The organism is Paenibacillus sp. FSL R5-0923, assembly GCF_038009145.1.
In the GTDB taxonomy this organism is placed as follows: domain Bacteria; phylum Bacillota; class Bacilli; order Paenibacillales; family Paenibacillaceae; genus Paenibacillus_AQ.
In genome coordinates this window covers 4522713-4540429 of record NZ_JBBPAT010000001.1, presented here as the reverse complement: position 1 = coordinate 4540429, position 17717 = coordinate 4522713, and the positions used below count along the sequence as shown (strand labels likewise).

Genomic DNA, 17717 nt, shown 5'->3' with positions numbered 1-17717 from the left:
TTTTTATGGATAGTGGGGAGGGTCTATGTGTTAGAGAATAAAATGGATCAGCTTAACATCAGTGTTCAACGAATTTTTGGAGAACAAGAAATAGAAATAATCAGTTTCACTTGTGAAAATTTAAATTATAAAACGCCTAACTTTACTACAGCAGGCATCTTTTCTATTCATGGTCTGGCAATAGTTAATCACGAGCAGCTTCCATGGTCAATCATATTAAAAATCATCAAGTCTGATAGTGCAGAAAAAGAGGATCCAGCACATCACAATTACTGGCGACGAGAAGCCCTAGTCTTTGAATCTAAGATTCTGGATGAGCTTCCGGTCTCAATCCAAGCTCCTAAGTGTTATCTTGTTGAGGAGCAAGAAGATGGTACTGTATGGTTATGGATGGAACGTATTGAAGGAGAATTTGCACATACGAAGGAGCAGTTTGATATTATCGCTGAACGGTTAGGCAGATTTAATGGAGCTTATCTTTCAGGAAAGAACACTCCTAATGACCAATGGATATGTAGAAGCTGGCTTAGATCATGGACTACTTCGAGTAAAATGTATGCACCTAACCCTGAAGAATATATTCATCAATTACATAGAGACAATGACCGAAGCCTTTGGGCTTGGTTCCAAGACTTCACGAAGCGGATAGACAGTAACTTGAATGCTCTCTATCGCTTGCCAAGAGTATTAGCCCATCAGGACCTCAGTCAAATGAATATGTTGCTAACTCAAAACGGAGAGTTAGTCTTGATAGACTGGCAATTTATGAGCATATCAGGTTTAGGTGAAGATCTTGGTAAAATGTTTGGCGTAAATATGAGTCTTGGTGTGATTCCTATCGATCGTTACAAGGAATTCAAAGAGTCTTTATTCCATTCGTATATAAAAGGATTAAAGGCTAGCGGATGGCAGGGGGACGAATCCCTTGCAAGATATGGTTATTGTTTAAGCACTGCTTTACGTAGTGTCTGGGAAGTGCCACAATACTTTTCTCTGAATGCTCAGCTACAATCTGACCTGTTAAACGCTAATCTTCAGGAGCGGGTTAATCGGCTAGAGCAAATCATTATTATTCATCAAAAAATGACGCTAGAAGCAGAGACATTGAAATTATGGACAACATAGTTCTTAATTCTCATTAGATATGAAAAGGGAGCCCCTATTACAGGAGCTCCTTTTTGCTACACCTCAATAATGATGGGGAGAATCATTGGACGTCGTTTCGTTTTTTCGTACAGGAATCTACTTAGGGTCTCCTTGATGGTCTGCTTGATGATATTCCACTCGCCTAGGTCAGCCTCACTCATCTTTTGAAGGGTAGAGGTTACAAGCTTGTTGATCTCCTCCATTAAAGTTTCTGAGTTACGGACATAGATGAATCCTCTGGATACGGTATCCGGCTCGTTTAATAAACGTCCATCTTCTTGGCTTAATGTAATCACTGTAATCAAAATACCGTCTGCTGACAGCTGGCGACGATCGCGAAGAACGACATTCCCAATATCTCCAATCCCAAGGCCATCCACTAGGGTTTGTCCAGCTGCCACTCGGCCAGATTGGCGGACGACACCTGATGATGACTCGACGATATCTCCATTTTTTAGAATAAAGATATTATTGGGGTTAACACCAACTGTCTCGGCTAACAAGCTGTGATGATGTAGCATACGGTATTCACCATGAATCGGTATGAAATATTCAGGTTTCATCAAGGTTAACATTAACTTAAGCTCTTCTTGGCTTGCATGCCCAGATACATGAAGCTCGCTGCGTGATCCATAGATGACTTTAGCGCCAAGCACGTATAAATTATCGACGATTCTAGATACATTGCGTTCATTCCCGGGAATGGGATTAGCTGCTATCAGAACGGTGTCTCCTGCCTGGATTTCCATCTGCCTATGACTTGCGTTAGCCAGTCGCGATAACGCAGCCATGGGCTCTCCTTGACTGCCTGTACATAATACAGTTACTTGCTCTGGAGGGAGTTTGGCAGCTTCAGTAGGCTCGATCAGCATGTTATCTGGAATGCTCAAGTACCCGAGTTCCTGGGCTACTCGGACAACATTAACCATACTTCTGCCAAGTAAGGTTAATCTACGATCGGTTAAACGAGCAGCTTCAATGATCTGTTGTAGACGGTGTACATTTGAAGCAAAGGTAGAGATAAAAATTCTACGGTCAGCTTTCATGAATGCTTCTTCTATATGAGCGCCAACGAGTTTTTCAGAGGGGGTGAAGCCTGGGCGTTCTGCATTGGTACTCTCTGAGAGCAGGAACTTTACACCATTCTTCCCGATGTCAGCCATTTTATGTATATCGGGATACTGCTTATTAACAGGGGTCATGTCAAATTTGAAGTCCCCTGTATGAACTACGGTCCCTTCTGGGGTATCGAATACAACACCAAGGCAATCCGGAATACTATGATTGGTATTAAAGAACGTTGTAGTAATCGCTCCTAGCTGTAAAGTAGACTCAGAATCAATGACATGAAGCTTGGTCTGACGTAATATTCCGTGTTCCCTCAGTTTATTTTCAATTAGACCTAAGGTTAACCGAGATGCGTAGATCGGAAGATTTAATTGTTTGAGTAGATACGGAATTCCTCCAATATGATCCTCATGTCCATGTGTAACTACTAATGCTCGAATCTTATCAAGATTGCTTAATAAATACGTAACATCAGGAATAATGAGGTCAATCCCCAGTAGACTTTCGTCCGGAAATTTAGAACCGCAATCAATGACAATAATATCATCAGCATATTGCAGGAAATACATATTCTTACCAATTTCATTCACACCGCCTAATGCTGCAATCCAGAGCTGCTTAGCTGCCACTTTCATTAAAGTCCCTCCTTTTATAAATTCACCTATATTATGTATGAAATCCCTTATAATTATCCTTTCATTGAGGTGGTACAATAGTATAACAATAGATTGATATTCAAAAGTTAGGGGACAGATTGATCATGAACATCAGAAGAATATATAAGAACGATAATCGTGCGATTGAACAGATTATTAGGAGCTGTCTGATTGAGTTTGGCGGGAATAGGGCAGGGCTTGCGTGGGAAGATGACAGCCTGCATCATTTATATGAGTACTACAATCAAAGCGATAATCAGGCTTATTGGGTTGTGGAAGAAGATGGAAATATATTGGGCGGGTGTGGCATTGCGCCTTTCGGCAATGAGGGCGACATATGTGAGTTGCAAAAAATGTACTTATCTCCGTCCGTTAGAGGTAATGGGATAGCTTCTGAACTCCTAAATACGGCGCTGAATTTTGCCGAGCTTTATTACAATAAATGTTATTTGGAGACATTACAGAACATGCATGCAGCTAACCGTTTTTATATGAAAAACGGCTTCGAACTTTTAGATGCCCCTTTAGCTGGCTCAGAGCATTTTGCATGTGATGCTTGGTATATTAAAGAGTTAATTTAATTATGGTTTAGTAAGCCTGGATTAGCAGGCTTATTTTTTATTTGACAATAAAACCGTCCAGACGGTATAGTAAAAAACAGAGGTGATTAATGTGAACAGTAATTCTAAACGTAAAACTATTTTATTGGCTGCTTCCACAGTTGTTAAAAATAATGGAGTAGAGAAGCTTACGCTTGAAGCTGTGGCTAAAGAAGCCGGGGTCAGTAAGGGCGGGCTACTGCACCATTTTCCAAATAAAGAAGCTTTGATCATAGGGATGGTCGAAGATCTAACGAACCATTTTTTTACCAATGTTCAAGATAGAGCAATGAGCGAAACGGTTGAAAAAGGGAAGTGGAGTCGTGCTATTACTAAAGCCATGGATGATGATATTAAAGAGGGCAAAGAGATTGGTACCGCGCTTCTTGCTGCTCTTTTCACAAATCCAGATATTCTTAACAAATTTCAAAGTCAATATGCAACGTGGCAACAAAACATAGAGAACGATGGCATTGATCCTGTACGCTCCACTATCATTAGGTTGGCAGCAGATGGGTTATGGTATTCCGAAATGTTCGGATTAGGTGTGTTAGATGATGAATTACGCACGAAAGTCATTCAAGAATTGATAAATATGACGAAGTAAGGAGAGGTTATCTTTGAATTCATATGTATTACTTGCAACAGCGATCATCTGTGAGGTATTTGGCAGTTCAATGCTAAAAGTGTCTAACGGGTTTAAAAGGGTATTCCCATCCATTGGCGTGATCCTTGGTATGGGCTTAGCATTTTATAGTCTTTCTTTAGCGTTAAAAACAATTCCATTAGGTACAGCTTATGCGATTTGGTCAGGGGTGGGCACAGCTTTGACAGCTATAATTGGCGTAGTTATTTATAAGGAGAATTTTAATCGTAAGAAATTACTAGGTCTACTACTTATTATTGGTGGTGTAATCATTATGAAGCTCTCAGGTGGGGCTCATTAGAATTTGGAGGCTGCAGCATGAAAAGAAATGTAGGATATATTGCTCTAAGTATAGCGATTGCTAGCGAAGTCGTAGGTACTACTATGTTGAAAATGTCAGAAGGATTCACGCAATTACTCCCTTCTATAGGGGTTATTATTGGTTTTATTATTGCTTTTTATAGTTTATCCATAAGCCTTAGAGAATTACCGTTAAGCTTAGCTTATGCGATTTGGTCGGGTGTAGGTACTGTTCTAACTGCAATTGTGGGTATTGTCGTGTGGGGAGATCCATTTGGTATTCTTACTTTTGCCGGAATAGTATTAATAGTAGGAGGAGTGGTATTATTAAACTCTCCTGCCAAAGGTGAAGACAAAGTACGGGCCTGATAAATCAGGCTCTTTTTTTATTTTTAAACGGATGTCATAGATTCCATAAATCGCATAGTTTCGCGATAATGGTATCACTTACCTTTTCCGTAGAATTACATCTTATAGTTTGAGCTACTATTTATCTATAATGAGTGTGTCTGAAAGTGAAGGGAGGGTGTGGTTCTTTTTAATGTGCTCTGGATGATCTCTATTGAAAACGCTACCATTTGAGCACTCTGATAGGTTCGTGAATTTTTGAGAATCTAACATATTTAAGGAGGATTAAAATTAAAATGCGTAACAAGTATGTTGTATGGTCGCTGGTAGTATCCATGCTGATTTCAAGTTTATTCTTGGCTGCGGGCCCACTTAATTTTGTTTCAGCCTCCGGAGGACCAAACCTGACACTCGGCAAAAATGTAACTGCGAGCGGTCAATCACAAACTTATAGTCCTGACAATGTTAAAGACAGTAATCAAAGCACGTATTGGGAAAGTACAAATAATGCATTCCCGCAATGGATTCAAGTCGATTTAGGTGCAAATACGAATATTGATCAAATCGTTCTAAAGCTCCCTTCTGGTTGGGAGACGCGGACGCAAACATTGGCTGTTCAAGGGAGCACAAACGGTTCGACATTCACGAATATTGTAGGGTCTGCAAATTATGAATTCAATCCATCAGTGGCAGGGAACAGTGTTACCATCGACTTTGCCTCAACCAGTACGCGTTATGTTCGTCTGAATGTAACGAGCAACACAGGTTGGCCGGCAGCTCAGCTCTCTGAATTCGAGATTTACGGCGCTAGTGGCCCTATTCCTACTCCAACTCCATCGCCTTCCGGCACTTATGAAGCTGAATCTGCTTCACTGTCTGGAGGAGCTAAAGTGAACACGGATCATGCCGGTTACTCCGGCGCGGGCTTCGTGGATGGATATTTGACACAAGGTGCAACAACGACATTCACGGTTAACGTGCCAGCAGCAGGTAGTCGTGAGGTGACATTGAAATACGCCAATGCAAGTGGCAGTGCAAAGACAATAAGTGTCTACGTCAATGGTGCTAAAATTGGCCAGACCTCATTATCTAACTTACCAAATTGGGATTCATGGAGCACTAAAGTAGAAGTTCTTAATCTAAATGCGGGTAACAACACTATCGCATATAAATATGATGCTGGTGATTCTGGCAATGTTAACCTTGACCAAATCACTGTAGCGTCGACGACAACAACAACACCTGCAACACCTGCTCCGACACCGACAGCCACACCAACACTAACACCAACACCAACACCAACACCAACACCAACACCAACACCAACACCAACACCAACGCCAACACCAACGCCAACAACCACACCAACACCGACGGTCACACCAACAGCAACGCCGACACCATCACCTGCTCCTGGGAGTAATATTGCTGTCGGCAAGACGATTACCGCTTCTTCCAGTACACAAACGTTCGTAGCAACAAATGCGAACGATAATGACACAAGCACGTACTGGGAAGGTGGCAGCTATCCGAGTTCGCTCACCCTCGACTTAGGGGCGAACCACAATATTACGTCAATCGTTTTGAAGCTGAATCCAGCCTCTGCATGGAGTACTCGCACACAAACGATTCAGGTGCTCGGTCACAATCAAGACACGACTACCTTCGGTAATTTGGTATCAGCTCAATCGTATACGTTTAATCCAGCTTCGGGCAACACAGTAACCATCCCGGTTACGGCAACGGTTAAACGTCTGCAGTTGAATATCACTTCGAACTCTGGTGCTCCTGCTGGGCAAATCGCGGAGTTTCAAGTATTCGGTACACCAGGGGCGAACCCTGATCTAATGATAACGGGTATGTCCTGGTCACCTACTACTCCTGTCGAGACAAGTGCAATTACATTAAATGCAGTTGTTAAGAACAACGGTAATGCTAGCTCCGCAGCAACCACTGTCAACTTTTACTTAAACAATGAGCTCGTTGGATCTGCTCCAGTAGGTTTATTAACTGCAGGCGCATCAACAACAGCCTCAATGACATTAAACGCTGGAGCCAAAACCGCTGCGACCTATGCTCTCAGCGCTAAAGTAGATGAGAACAATGTGATTTTCGAGCAGAACGAAGGGAATAACAGCTATACGAACGGGGCATCTCTTGTTATCGCTCCAGTCTCCAGCTCTGACTTAGTTGGTGTGACTACCTGGACACCAAGTAATCCAGTGGCTAATAGTACAGTAGCTTTTACCGTAAATCTCAAGAATCAAGGAACCATTGCTTCTGCAAGCGGTTCTCATGGTGTTACTGTAGCTCTTAAAAACTCAGCGGGTACCACGATTCAAGCATTTAATGGATCCTATTCCGGGACCCTTGCTGCTGGAGCTTCCGTTAACGTCACGATTCCAGGGACATGGACAGCAGTAAACGGTAATTACACTGTAACCACTACTGTTGAAGTGGATGCTAATGAGGTAACAGCGAAGCAATCAAACAATATAAGCACAACTAATCTGGTGGTCTATGCTTTACGTGGTGCAAGCATGCCTTATAGTCGGTACGATACCGAAGATGCTACTCTCGGTGGTGGTGCTACGTTGAAATCAGCACCTACGTTTGATCAAGCACTAATTGCTTCAGAAGCATCTGGTCAGCGTTATGTAGCGCTTCCTACAAACGGCTCGAACGTGGGATGGACAGTCAGACAAGGACAAGGCGGCGCGGGTGTGACTATGAGATTTACTATGCCTGACTCTTCGGATGGTATGGGACTGAATGGTTCACTTGACGTGTATGTGAATGGAGTAAAAGTCAAAACGGTATCGTTGACATCCTACTACAGCTGGCAGTATTTTTCGGGCGATATGCCTGGTGATACTCCTAGTGCTGGGCGTCCGCTCTTCCGATTTGACGAAGTCCACTGGAAATTGGATACTCCCCTTCAGCCTGGAGATATCATCCGTATTCAGAAGAACAATGGAGATAGCTTGGAGTATGGTGTTGATTTCCTCGAAATCGAACCCGTTCCTACTGCAGTCGCTCGTCCGGCGAACTCCGTGTCAGTGACAGATTATGGTGCTGTAGCAAATGATGGTCAGGATGACCTTGCAGCTTTTAAAGCAACGGTGAATGCAGCTGTTGCAGGCGGTAAGAGCATGTATATTCCTGCCGGAACATTTAATCTTAGCAGCATGTGGGAAATTGGTTCTGCCAGCAATATGATTAACAACTTTACGGTGACAGGTGCTGGAATCTGGCATACGAACCTCCAGTTTACTAATCCTAATGCGGCGGGAGGCGGTATTTCACTCCGTATTAGCGGCAAGCTAGATTTTAGTAATGTTTACATGAATTCGAATTTGCGATCCCGTTATGGACAAAATGCAATTTACAAAGGATTTATGGATAACTTTGGTACAAATTCAATTATCCATGATGTCTGGGTAGAACATTTTGAATGTGGCATGTGGGTAGGCGACTATGCTCATACACCTGCTATTTATGCCAGTGGGCTTGTGGTTGAAAACAGCCGGATTCGGAACAATCTTGCCGATGGTATCAACTACTCCCAAGGCACTAGCAATTCGATTGTTCGAAACACCAACGTAAGAAATAACGGTGACGATGGTCTTGCAGTATGGACTAGTAACACCAATGGTGCTCCGGCGGGTGTAAATAACACATTCTCCTACAACACGATTGAGAATAACTGGCGTGCAGCAGCCATAGCATTCTTTGGAGGCGGCGGTCATAAGGCTGATCACAACTACATCATCGACACTGTAGGTGGTTCTGGTATTCGTATGAACACCGTTTTCCCTGGTTACCATTTCCAGAATAATGCGGGCATTGTTTTCTCAGATACTACGATTATCACAAGTGGTACCAGTAAAGATCTGTATGGTGGAGAACGTGGAGCCATCGATTTAGAGGCATCGAATGATGCCATCAAGAACGTCACCTTTACCAACATCGATATCATCAATACACAACGCGATGCAATCCAGTTCGGTTATGGTGGTGGATTTGAGAATATCGTGTTTAACAACATCAATATTAATGGTACTGGGCTTGATGGTATTACTACTTCACGTTTCTCAGGGCCACATCAGGGTTCGGCAATCTATACCTATACAGGTAATGGTTCAGCAACGTTTAACAACCTGACGACTACGAATATCGCTAACCCCAACCTGAATTATATTCAGAGCGGTTTTAATCTGACGATTCATTAAGCGATAGTGTGAGGGAGGAGTTCTTCGGAAATTTTCCCTTTTTTTATATTGTGGATAGTAAAAATTTAAAACTTCAGAGAAGGATATTGACTTGATGAACAAGAAATAAATGGTAGGATATAGTATTTATCTCATAAGAAATAAATTTTTAGGAATGTGTCGATTTCATCATCTTCCGTTCGTCGTTTAAATAGAAGTCGTGATATCAGACGTTAAAGCGAAGGAGAGATGAAATGCATTTAGTAACTTCAATGGACGGAACTAAGATTGCCTATGACAAAATGGGTCAAGGGCCAGCACTTATATTAGTGACAGGTGCATTTAGTTACCGAAAATTCCCAGGTCAGGTACAGTTAGCTGATCAGTTGGCTGAGAATTTCACAGTCTTCAATTACGATCGACGAGGTCGTGGCGATAGCGGAGACACTCAGCCATACGCAATAGCTCGTGAGATCGAAGATCTGCAGGCTATAATTAATGCGGCCGGAGGAGCGGCATATGTCTGGGGATTGTCTTCTGGAGCAGTTCTTGCTCTACAGGCAGCAGCGGATGGAGCAAATATTTCTAAATTAGCTCTGCATGAGCCTCCATTTGTTGTCAATGCTTCGGATCCCAAGCCGCCTCTAGATTTCGTAATGAATGTTACTGAGCTTATTGCTACAAATCGCCGATCTGAGGCAATTAAGTATTTTATGACTAAAGGTATGGGAGCACCTGCGTTTGTTGTTAAATTGATGCGCTTAATGCCAAGTGTATGGTCTAACCTAATGGCTGTAGCGCACACTCTTCCCTATGATGCTGTTTTATTGGATGGGTATATGGAGGGAAAGCCGCTTCCTGCCACATTGTGGAGCACAGTTATCATTCCAACGCTGGTCCTCGAAGGTACGGAGAGTCCTGTTGCCTTACGGCATGGTGCTCAGGCAATTGCTAAAGTACTACCTAATGCGAAACTGTTAAGTAAAAAGGGGCTCGGTCATACGAAGAAACTCAATACAAGGATCATTTCAACTGAGCTTACTGCATTCTTTATGGGAAATTAAAAATAGGAGGGATACACCTATGAGATTTATGATGATTGTTAAAGCTACCACAGATTCAGAGGCGGGAATTATGCCTAGTCAAGAACTGATTGATGCTATGCAGAAGTATAATGAGGAATTGGTGAAAGCAGGTGTGTTGCTGGCAGGCGATGGATTGCAACCGAGTTCCAGTGGTATTCGAATTTCATATCCGGAAGCTGGCGGCAAACCGAAAGTTATGGATGGTCCGTTTACAGAAGCTAAAGAAATGATCGCTGGATATACGCTGATTGAGGTCAAATCAAGAGAAGAAGCCATTGAATGGGCTTTACGTATGCCGGACCCTCATGGATTTGGCCAAGGAGAGATTGAGTTAAGGCAGGTATTCGAGCCGGAGGAATTAATGGACGATCCCGAAACATTGGCGAAAGAAGCAGCACTTCGTAAACAGGTTGAGGAGCAGAAGCAAACGTGAGTTTCTCCCATACGCATCGAACGATTGATACAATATGGCGAATGGAATCGGCAAAAATCATTGCGGGTTTAACGCGCATGGTACGGGACGTAGGTCTCGCAGAAGATCTTGCTCAGGACGCATTAGTAATTGCCCTTAATCGATGGCCAGAGACGGGGATTCCAGATCATGCAGGTGCTTGGCTGATGACCACCGCGAAACGGCGTGCGATTGATCTTATTCGCAGGACCAAGCTTCGAGATCAGAAATACGTAGAGGTTGCACATAGCATGGATTTATACACTGAGGTAGATATAGATGATGCGTTAGATGAGGAGATCAGTGACGATCTCCTTCGTCTGATCTTTATGACCTGTCATCCTGTGTTGTCACAAGATGCCAGAGTAGCCCTGACCCTTCGACTGTTATGTGGATTGACGACAGATGAAATCGCACGTTCTTTTCTAGTCGCCGAATCAACGATTGCTCAGCGAATTGTTCGGGCGAAGAAAACCCTAAGTGCTAACAAGGTTCCTTTTGAGGTACCCGTTCAAGAAGAGCTTAAAGACCGTTTGTCTACGGTGCTTGAAGTCCTATACCTAATGTTTAATGAAGGATATTCTGCAACCTCTGGAGTGGATTGGATCCGTCCGCTGTTATGCCAGGAGGCGCTGAGATTAGGACGGGTACTAGCTGAGATTAACCCTTATGAACCTGAGGTTCATGGACTGGTCGCCCTTATGGAGATTCAATCCTCGCGTTTTAGGACAAGGGTTAATAGCAAAGGGGAACCTATTCTACTAATGGATCAAAACCGGGCAAAGTGGGATCAATTACTGATCCGCCGTGGCCTGACTGCATTAGAGCGTAGCCGAAAGCTTGGACGTCCGCCCGGACCTTACTCGCTTCAGGCTGCGATTTCTGCTTGTCATGCACAGGCGTCTACTGCAGCAGAGACAGACTGGATCCGTATTTCTGCACTGTACGAAGCGCTCTCGAGAGTCATGCCTTCGCCGATCGTCGAATTAAACCGAGCGGTCGCCATATCCATGGCGTTTGGCCCAACCTTTGGACTGCAAATTGTGGATGAGCTGAATACTGAACCATCCATGAGGGAATATCATCTGCTGCCCAGCGTTCGTGGTGATCTTCTACTGAAGCTGGGGCGATATGGTGAGGCGCGTACAGAGTTTGAACGTGCCGCATCCTTAACCGAGAATGAACGTGAAAGGATTCTTTTGCTGAATCGGGCGGAAGCGTGTAACTTAGGAACATCGTAGTTAAATCAATAGTATTTTAAACCGGTACGTACATAAAGGAGAGATAAAATATGAATCAAGAAGTCATCGATTTTATTGAAGCATTAAAAGAACCATGGCAGGTGGAGTTATCTACAAATCTTCGAGAGGCTATTCACCAAGCAATCCCAGATGTACAGGAACGAATTCAGTATAAGAAGCCTCATTTTTTGAAAAATGGTAAGTACGCAGCAGCTATTTCAACTTCAAAAGATGCGGTAAGCTTTGTTATTTTTAATACGAATGAGCTTGAGTTTCCAGAAGGAATGTTCGAGGGCCCTCCGGAGAGAAAAACACTGAAACTACGAAAAGGGGATACAGTGGATACGGCTCAATTAGTGGCTTGGGTCAGCCAATCCTCAGCTTCCCTTTAATTGCAAGATTCATGATGTAGGACGGTATCTCAAAGTCATTTGACTTCATGGGATATCGTCTTTTTTGGACGAATTTGGCTCCAGCAATACATAATCATTCAATAAATTGTGAAAAATACATCAAGAGCTAGCAATGAAGGGAATGAAACCCATGAAGATATTAAAACAGACTTGTTTGCTACTGCTTACGGTCCTTGCACTTAGTGCATGCTCAAGACCAGTAGCAGATAAATCCCAGCTACCACCTCCAACGGTTGTGCCAAGTGGAGCTGAAGAAAGATTTATCCTTGAGGAACTTGCCACTTTGATTGGAAAAGAGGATGCTCAAGTTGTCCAAGCTCTCGGCAAAGGCGCACCTAATCGTAATGAAGGTACGAATTCTACTCTTTTATCCCGCGAATATAACGAGAAGATTGTGAATCACGAAGCAAATCTTCAGGTCTCCTATGATCACACTGGAAAAGTGATTGGAGAGACGGTTCATTTTGAAGAAGCTACCAAGGAAAAATTAACGCAAGAGATAACGCAACAGCTTGGAGAGCTTACGACTAAGAGTGAAGGTAACACAGCAGATATAGAAAAAGAAGGCGAAGGTACAAACTTTCGTAGGGTATGGCAGACGGATAATGCCAAAATTTCTTTAATTGAATCCAATGGAAAGCTGTCTATTTCCATAGATACGAAGTAACATTCGAATAATGTGAGAAAAAAAAGGACAATACCCATTGTAATTAGACAATGGGTATCGTCCTTTTTTGATGAATAATTAAGGCTTAAAAGGAAGAATTATTGTTTGTTGCGGAGCTTAGACGATGAATTTGCTCTTCCAGAACCGCACTTGCTTTGCCAACAAATTGTGTAATAAGTTCAAGCTCTTCATCCGAGTAGGTGGAAGCTAATTTAAGCATCTCGGCATGCAGGGGAAGGTAGGCATTCCCGACCTCATTATTTTCATACAAAGGGACAATAATTACCTTTCGACGGTCACTGGGGTCATTTTGTCTGCGAACAAAACCGTTATTTTCAAGTCGATCAATTAATGCCGTAACACTGCCTGTAGCCAGTCCGGTTAGTTTGGACAGTTCACCAGCGGTGATGGGACCTCTTTCATGGAGGATATCTATGGATAGATAATCATTATTATATAACCCAAGTGAGGCTGCCACATTTTGCTGATATAGTATCGTTCGACTTCCTAGGCCCCGCATACGCAAGGTGAAGTCTTCCTGCTGATTTTTCACTTGATTGTGTCGATCTCTTGACAAAAGAGAGCCCTCCTTTTAAAATATTGATATCTTGATAATCGAGATATAAGACAATAAAGATACTCGATGAACGTGCGATTAATTGGATTCATTTTATCGGAATTATTAAAGTTTTGCAAAAGGTAATGCATCAAGAAGTTTAGAGAGAGGCTGGTATGCGATCTTATAACGATAAGATTAAATTCGAAATTAAAGAAAAGTGGAGGGAACAAAAGAGAATGGTAAAGAACTTGGAGAAGAAAAATAATGTAGGGATTATTATAGCGGCTCTATTGCTGGCCACACTTATGGCATCCATGGATAACACTATATTAGCAACTGCAATGGGAACAATCGTAGGGGATCTTGGGGGTTTTGACAAACTGATGTGGGTGACTTCTGCTTATATGATCGCTGAGATGGCAGGTATGCCGATTTTCGGAAAATTATCGGATATGTATGGCCGCAAGCGTTTCTTTATTTTCGGAATTATTGTATTTATGATCGGATCTGCTTTATGTGGTACCGCAAACTCTATAGTTCAGCTGAGTATTTATCGTGCGATTCAGGGTATTGGTGGAGGGGCACTCGTTCCGATTGCGTTCACCATCATGTTCGATGTGGTTGCTCCGGAAAAACGGGGGAAGATCGGTGGATTATTCGGAGCAGCTTATGGTATATCAAGTATTTTCGGACCTCTTATTGGCGCTTACATAGCGGATTACATTCATTGGTCTTGGGTCTTTTACATCAACTTACCTATAGGTGTTATTGCCTTCTTTTTGATTGCTTTCTTCTACAAAGAGTCTGTCGAGCATTCCAAGGAAAAGATCGATTACCTAGGTGCGTTTACACTTGTAGCTTCCATCCTGTGTCTCATGTTTGCGATTGAGCTGGGTGGAAAAAAATATGCTTGGGACTCTGCTATGATTTTGGGATTGTTCTTAGCTTTTGTAGTGTTTATCGTGGGGTTTATTTTTATCGAACGTCGTGCAGAAGAACCCATCATTACTTTCGGCATGTTCAAGAATCGTCTCTATTCTATGAGTAATGTTATGGCTATATTTAGCGGAGCAGCATTCATTACAGCCTCGGTGTACATTCCAATCTACATTCAAGGGGTAATTGGCGGCTCAGCAACGAATTCGGGGCTTGTGCTACTTCCTATGATGGTCGGTTCCGTAATTACTGCTGCGGGCGGCGGATTCTTACTCTCGAAGTTCAATTATCGTACCATCATGATATCGTCATTAGTACTGCTTGTTTTAGGTATCTCTTTGCTAACCACATTAACACCTGATTCTTCAAGGTTCATGGTCACCATCTTCATGTTTCTAGTAGGTCTTGGAATAGGTTCGTCGTTCTCTGTTCTAAGCAATGCAGCGATTCATGGATTTAGTGCAAGACAGCGGGGTTCTGCAAGTTCGACACTTAGTTTTACAAGGGAGCTGGGAATGACACTCGGCATAACAGTATTCGGTATTATCCAAAGTCATGTGTTTTCGAATAAATTAGCATCCATGTTCAGTGGCGGAGGTGCGGCACCCGAAGGTGTCAATCTAAGCGATCCAAATACAATTTTGACTCCGGATACCCGGGCAAAAATTCCTACAGAGGTTCTGGATAAGATTACCGAAGGTTTATCCTCATCGCTTGTTCACACTTTTGCTTGGGCAATTATTCCGTCTGTTATCGCTCTACTGGCTGCATTTGTGATGAGTAAGGAAAAGTTTGATCCGGCCTCTGAATTGGGAGAGTATACGGCTTCGCATTAAAGGTTGCAATGTTTAAACAGACTGAATTCTCTATTTAACGAGATTCAGTCTGTTTTTATTATTGATAATTAATGGATGGCGTTCATCTTATGCTTCTATAATATTGTAGCGTGAATGCAAATACCAAATAAGTTCTCTACGGCTGCTGACACCTGATTTGCTAAAAATAGATTTTAAATGATCTTGGACGGTGTATGCAGAAATATATAGTGCAGAAGCCAATTCTTTAGTGGATAATCCTCGAATTACACCATGTAATAGCTGCAGCTCACGTTCCGTCAAACCATACGCTTCAGCAATGATGGGGAGCATGTCAGCAGGACGCGCGGGTTCGAATGAAATGGCAATTTGGTTCTGACCGTTGGAAGCCTTAAGACGACTTGCTCGAACGACTAAATAGGGTCCCTCAGTCATACGAATGCATGCTTTCGCTATCCCCATAGATTCGGAAGGGCTGTTTAACGCTTGCGTGCTTACAGCACGGATTGGACGAGGCAGAACATGAACATCGATCATTTCCAATGATCGGAGTTTGCCTAACCAGCGATCCGCTGTGGGATTGGAGGAAAGAAGAGCCAAGTCATCAGATAGTACTGCAATCCCGGAACCATAATGATCCTCAAGCCAAGTCTCATCTCTCTCCGGAAGCTCAAGACTGAAAGCCCGCATTCTGGCTGCAATCAAAGGGATGAGTGAGGTGATCCAATCACACTCCTCTTGTAAGAATTCCGATTGATCTGTATTTCTGTACAGCGTCAAATATCCCCAACAAGATTCTCCAAGAATAAGGACTGCTCGTAGTTCATCCCCAAAACCTGCTGGAGACAAAACCTTTCGATATCGGGCACTCCGCTCGGGTTGCTGCTCGGTTGCTTCATATATTGTAGCGACGAGGAGTTTGCTATTAACCATTTGCTCATAGGTGTTAACATCATCTTCACCGTATTCGATCTGGAACAAGTGGGGATGAATGGACTCTACATTGTCTTCAGTAACCGCACCTGTCGAAAGCAATGTCTGTGGATCAACATGAGTACAGCAGGCAGCATCAAAGGGAACTGCTTCACGTAAGAGAGACAGCAAGGAAGTACGGTAGTTGTGAGATGAATCAGTAATCATTCCTAGCTTAATGATTTGTTTCTTTATTAGAATGAATTGTTTATGGGTATTCATTGAGTAGCCCTCTAGTCCTTAATGGATTATATCGAACTCCCACATTTGTGGGATAGTGAACGGAAGCGAAATCCGTATAATTGAGAATGATTCTTAATCAACTCTATTATATAGGATGCGGTGATAATAATGCAGGAAAAAGAAGATATTGTTGTTGGTGGTGGTTATGGACATGTAGGGCGTACCATATGTGAAATATTAGAGAAGAAGTATCCAGGTAAAGTATTTGCTGCAGGGAGAAGTCTTGAAAAAGCAGAGAGGTTCAGTCAATCTACTCACGGCAGGATCAAGCCATTAGAGTTAGATATTAATAAGCCGATACCTCCACATTTACTAGATCAAGTGAAGCTAATCATTATGTGTTTGGATCAAACGAATACGGATTTTGTAAAAGCCTGCTTTCGCAGCGGTACGTATTATGTGGATGTATCAGCGAGTGGTCCGTTTTTATCTCAAATTGAGGCGTTATACGCAGAGGCTGCACGACATGGATCTAGTGCCGTTCTTAGTGTAGGGCTTGCACCCGGCATAACCAATCTAATGGCTCTTGAAGCGGAAAGATTGATAGAACAGACGGAGGACATCGAAATCGCGATTATGCTCGGACTTGGTGATTCTCATGGTAAGGCGGCGATCGAATGGACAGTGAATAGTTTAGGAGAAAAGTTTGAAGTTAAGCAGAAGAATCGTCAGGTAGAGGTAGAGAGCTTCACCGATAGAAAGTCATATCACTTTGGTGACGATTTAGGGAATCGCCATGCCTATCGTTTCCCATTCTCAGATCAACAGACGCTTGCCCGAACGCTCAAAGCATCGTCCATCTCCACACGATTTTGTCTGGACTCAGTTTTCGTTACTAAAATGCTGGCTATAGCCAAAAAAACAGGAGCCGTTCGTTTGTTAAAGACAAGCTGGGTGAACAGCTGGATGGTTAGTGCTATGGAGCGGCTGCATATTGGGAGCGACCAGTTCGCTATCAAGGTTGAGGCTCGTGGAAGAAATCGAGAGGGGAAGCCAATGCATGCTGATTTAATATTGCAAGGAAAGAATCAATCCATCATCACTGCAAAAGTGACAGCAGCAGTATCAAAGCTCCTCTATGATTCTTCATTTCCAGGCGGCGTTTATCATATCGAGCAGATAACAGATTTAGCATATATACAAAAGGAATTAGGATCGACGCTCTCGCTAAAGATCCAAGTAAAGGAGCATAATGCAGATTAATCTAAATAGAATAATTTGTGTATAGTTATTTTGAAAGAAGCTTGATTAGTCAAGCTTCTTTTTCGTAACCCAAAAGAGTTTTGACCGTATTAACTGATGAACATTTCATTCAGGAAGAAATTCGGTTCTTCCCTAATGGGTCATGTTAACAAAAAGAG

Annotated in this window: 16 protein-coding genes; 13 read left to right on the top strand and 3 right to left on the bottom strand. The window is 42.8% G+C overall.

Features of this window, described 5'->3' with window-relative positions; genetic code table 11:
- Positions 1–27 precede the first annotated feature (27 nt).
- Entirely contained in the window at positions 28–1125 is a 1098-nt protein-coding gene (locus MKX35_RS20140) for a phosphotransferase (protein ID WP_076299000.1), read from the top strand.
- Between the two features lie 56 nt (positions 1126–1181).
- Here MKX35_RS20140 and MKX35_RS20135 read toward each other — a convergent pair whose 3' ends face one another.
- A complete protein-coding gene (locus MKX35_RS20135; protein WP_076299001.1) occupies positions 1182–2849 on the bottom strand; it encodes a ribonuclease J in 1668 nt (555 codons plus the stop codon).
- 125 nt (positions 2850–2974) lie between these two features.
- Here MKX35_RS20135 and MKX35_RS20130 point away from each other — a divergent pair, with 125 nt between their 5' ends.
- From MKX35_RS20130 to MKX35_RS20085, 10 genes are all read left to right on the top strand, one after another.
- A complete protein-coding gene (locus MKX35_RS20130) occupies positions 2975–3451 on the top strand; it encodes a GNAT family N-acetyltransferase (RefSeq protein ID WP_076299002.1) in 477 nt (158 codons plus the stop codon).
- Positions 3452–3542: 91 nt separating this feature from the next.
- Positions 3543–4076, top strand: coding sequence for a TetR/AcrR family transcriptional regulator (locus tag MKX35_RS20125; protein WP_052404282.1), 534 nt, complete (start codon positions 3543–3545; stop codon positions 4074–4076).
- Positions 4077–4089: 13 nt separating this feature from the next.
- Positions 4090–4416, top strand: a complete 327-nt coding sequence (locus MKX35_RS20120) for a DMT family transporter (protein ID WP_042188043.1) — start codon at positions 4090–4092, stop codon at positions 4414–4416.
- Positions 4417–4433: 17 nt separating this feature from the next.
- On the top strand, positions 4434–4784 hold the full coding sequence (locus MKX35_RS20115) for a DMT family transporter (protein ID WP_042188045.1): 351 nt from the start codon (positions 4434–4436) through the stop codon (positions 4782–4784).
- 275 nt (positions 4785–5059) lie between these two features.
- Positions 5060–8995, top strand: a complete 3936-nt coding sequence (locus MKX35_RS20110; RefSeq protein WP_076299003.1) for a discoidin domain-containing protein — start codon at positions 5060–5062, stop codon at positions 8993–8995.
- Positions 8996–9228: 233 nt separating this feature from the next.
- Positions 9229–10038, top strand: a complete 810-nt coding sequence (locus MKX35_RS20105) for an alpha/beta fold hydrolase (RefSeq protein ID WP_076299004.1) — start codon at positions 9229–9231, stop codon at positions 10036–10038.
- A gap of 19 nt (positions 10039–10057) precedes the next feature.
- A complete protein-coding gene (locus MKX35_RS20100; protein WP_042188051.1) occupies positions 10058–10492 on the top strand; it encodes a YciI family protein in 435 nt (144 codons plus the stop codon).
- Positions 10489–11751, top strand: a complete 1263-nt coding sequence (locus MKX35_RS20095) for an RNA polymerase sigma factor (RefSeq protein WP_076299005.1) — start codon at positions 10489–10491, stop codon at positions 11749–11751. The genes MKX35_RS20100 and MKX35_RS20095 overlap by 4 nt, the downstream gene beginning before the upstream one ends.
- 50 nt (positions 11752–11801) lie before the next feature.
- Positions 11802–12143 (top strand): DUF1801 domain-containing protein, encoded by a 342-nt coding sequence (locus MKX35_RS20090; protein WP_076299006.1) that lies wholly within the window; start codon positions 11802–11804, stop codon positions 12141–12143.
- A 151-nt stretch (positions 12144–12294) separates the two neighbouring features.
- Positions 12295–12831, top strand: a complete 537-nt coding sequence (locus MKX35_RS20085) for a hypothetical protein (protein ID WP_143759375.1) — start codon at positions 12295–12297, stop codon at positions 12829–12831.
- An 85-nt stretch (positions 12832–12916) separates the two neighbouring features.
- On the opposite strand, the gene MKX35_RS20080 is transcribed toward MKX35_RS20085, so the two are convergent.
- Complete coding sequence (locus tag MKX35_RS20080) at positions 12917–13351, bottom strand: MarR family winged helix-turn-helix transcriptional regulator (protein WP_179086677.1); 435 nt, start codon at positions 13349–13351, stop codon at positions 12917–12919.
- A 275-nt stretch (positions 13352–13626) separates the two neighbouring features.
- On the opposite strand from MKX35_RS20080, the gene MKX35_RS20075 reads away from it, so the two are divergent.
- Positions 13627–15162, top strand: a complete 1536-nt coding sequence (locus MKX35_RS20075; RefSeq protein WP_076299009.1) for an MDR family MFS transporter — start codon at positions 13627–13629, stop codon at positions 15160–15162.
- 87 nt (positions 15163–15249) lie between these two features.
- Here the strand turns inward: MKX35_RS20075 and MKX35_RS20070 are convergent, their stop codons facing one another.
- On the bottom strand, positions 15250–16335 hold the full coding sequence (locus MKX35_RS20070; protein WP_076299010.1) for a helix-turn-helix transcriptional regulator: 1086 nt from the start codon (positions 16333–16335) through the stop codon (positions 15250–15252).
- A 129-nt stretch (positions 16336–16464) separates the two neighbouring features.
- On the opposite strand from MKX35_RS20070, the gene MKX35_RS20065 reads away from it, so the two are divergent.
- Entirely contained in the window at positions 16465–17559 is a 1095-nt protein-coding gene (locus MKX35_RS20065; protein ID WP_076299011.1) for a saccharopine dehydrogenase family protein, read from the top strand.
- Positions 17560–17717: the final 158 nt, after the last annotated feature.

What these genes read in the sequence shown, in the direction of transcription:
- MKX35_RS20135 (WP_076299001.1), bottom strand. Translation starts at nt 2,849, where the DNA reads ATGAAAGTGGCAGCTAAGCAGCTCTGGATTGCAGCATTAGGCGGTGTG.
- MKX35_RS20130 (WP_076299002.1), top strand. Translation starts at nt 2,975, where the DNA reads ATGAACATCAGAAGAATATATAAGAACGATAATCGTGCGATTGAACAG.
- MKX35_RS20115 (WP_042188045.1), top strand. Translation starts at nt 4,434, where the DNA reads ATGAAAAGAAATGTAGGATATATTGCTCTAAGTATAGCGATTGCTAGC.
- MKX35_RS20110 (WP_076299003.1), top strand. Translation starts at nt 5,060, where the DNA reads ATGCGTAACAAGTATGTTGTATGGTCGCTGGTAGTATCCATGCTGATT.
- MKX35_RS20105 (WP_076299004.1), top strand. Translation starts at nt 9,229, where the DNA reads ATGCATTTAGTAACTTCAATGGACGGAACTAAGATTGCCTATGACAAA.
- MKX35_RS20100 (WP_042188051.1), top strand. Translation starts at nt 10,058, where the DNA reads ATGAGATTTATGATGATTGTTAAAGCTACCACAGATTCAGAGGCGGGA.
- MKX35_RS20090 (WP_076299006.1), top strand. Translation starts at nt 11,802, where the DNA reads ATGAATCAAGAAGTCATCGATTTTATTGAAGCATTAAAAGAACCATGG.
- MKX35_RS20085 (WP_143759375.1), top strand. Translation starts at nt 12,295, where the DNA reads ATGAAGATATTAAAACAGACTTGTTTGCTACTGCTTACGGTCCTTGCA.
- MKX35_RS20080 (WP_179086677.1), bottom strand. Translation starts at nt 13,351, where the DNA reads ATGCGGGGCCTAGGAAGTCGAACGATACTATATCAGCAAAATGTGGCA.
- MKX35_RS20075 (WP_076299009.1), top strand. Translation starts at nt 13,627, where the DNA reads ATGGTAAAGAACTTGGAGAAGAAAAATAATGTAGGGATTATTATAGCG.
- MKX35_RS20070 (WP_076299010.1), bottom strand. Translation starts at nt 16,335, where the DNA reads ATGAATACCCATAAACAATTCATTCTAATAAAGAAACAAATCATTAAG.
- MKX35_RS20065 (WP_076299011.1), top strand. Translation starts at nt 16,465, where the DNA reads ATGCAGGAAAAAGAAGATATTGTTGTTGGTGGTGGTTATGGACATGTA.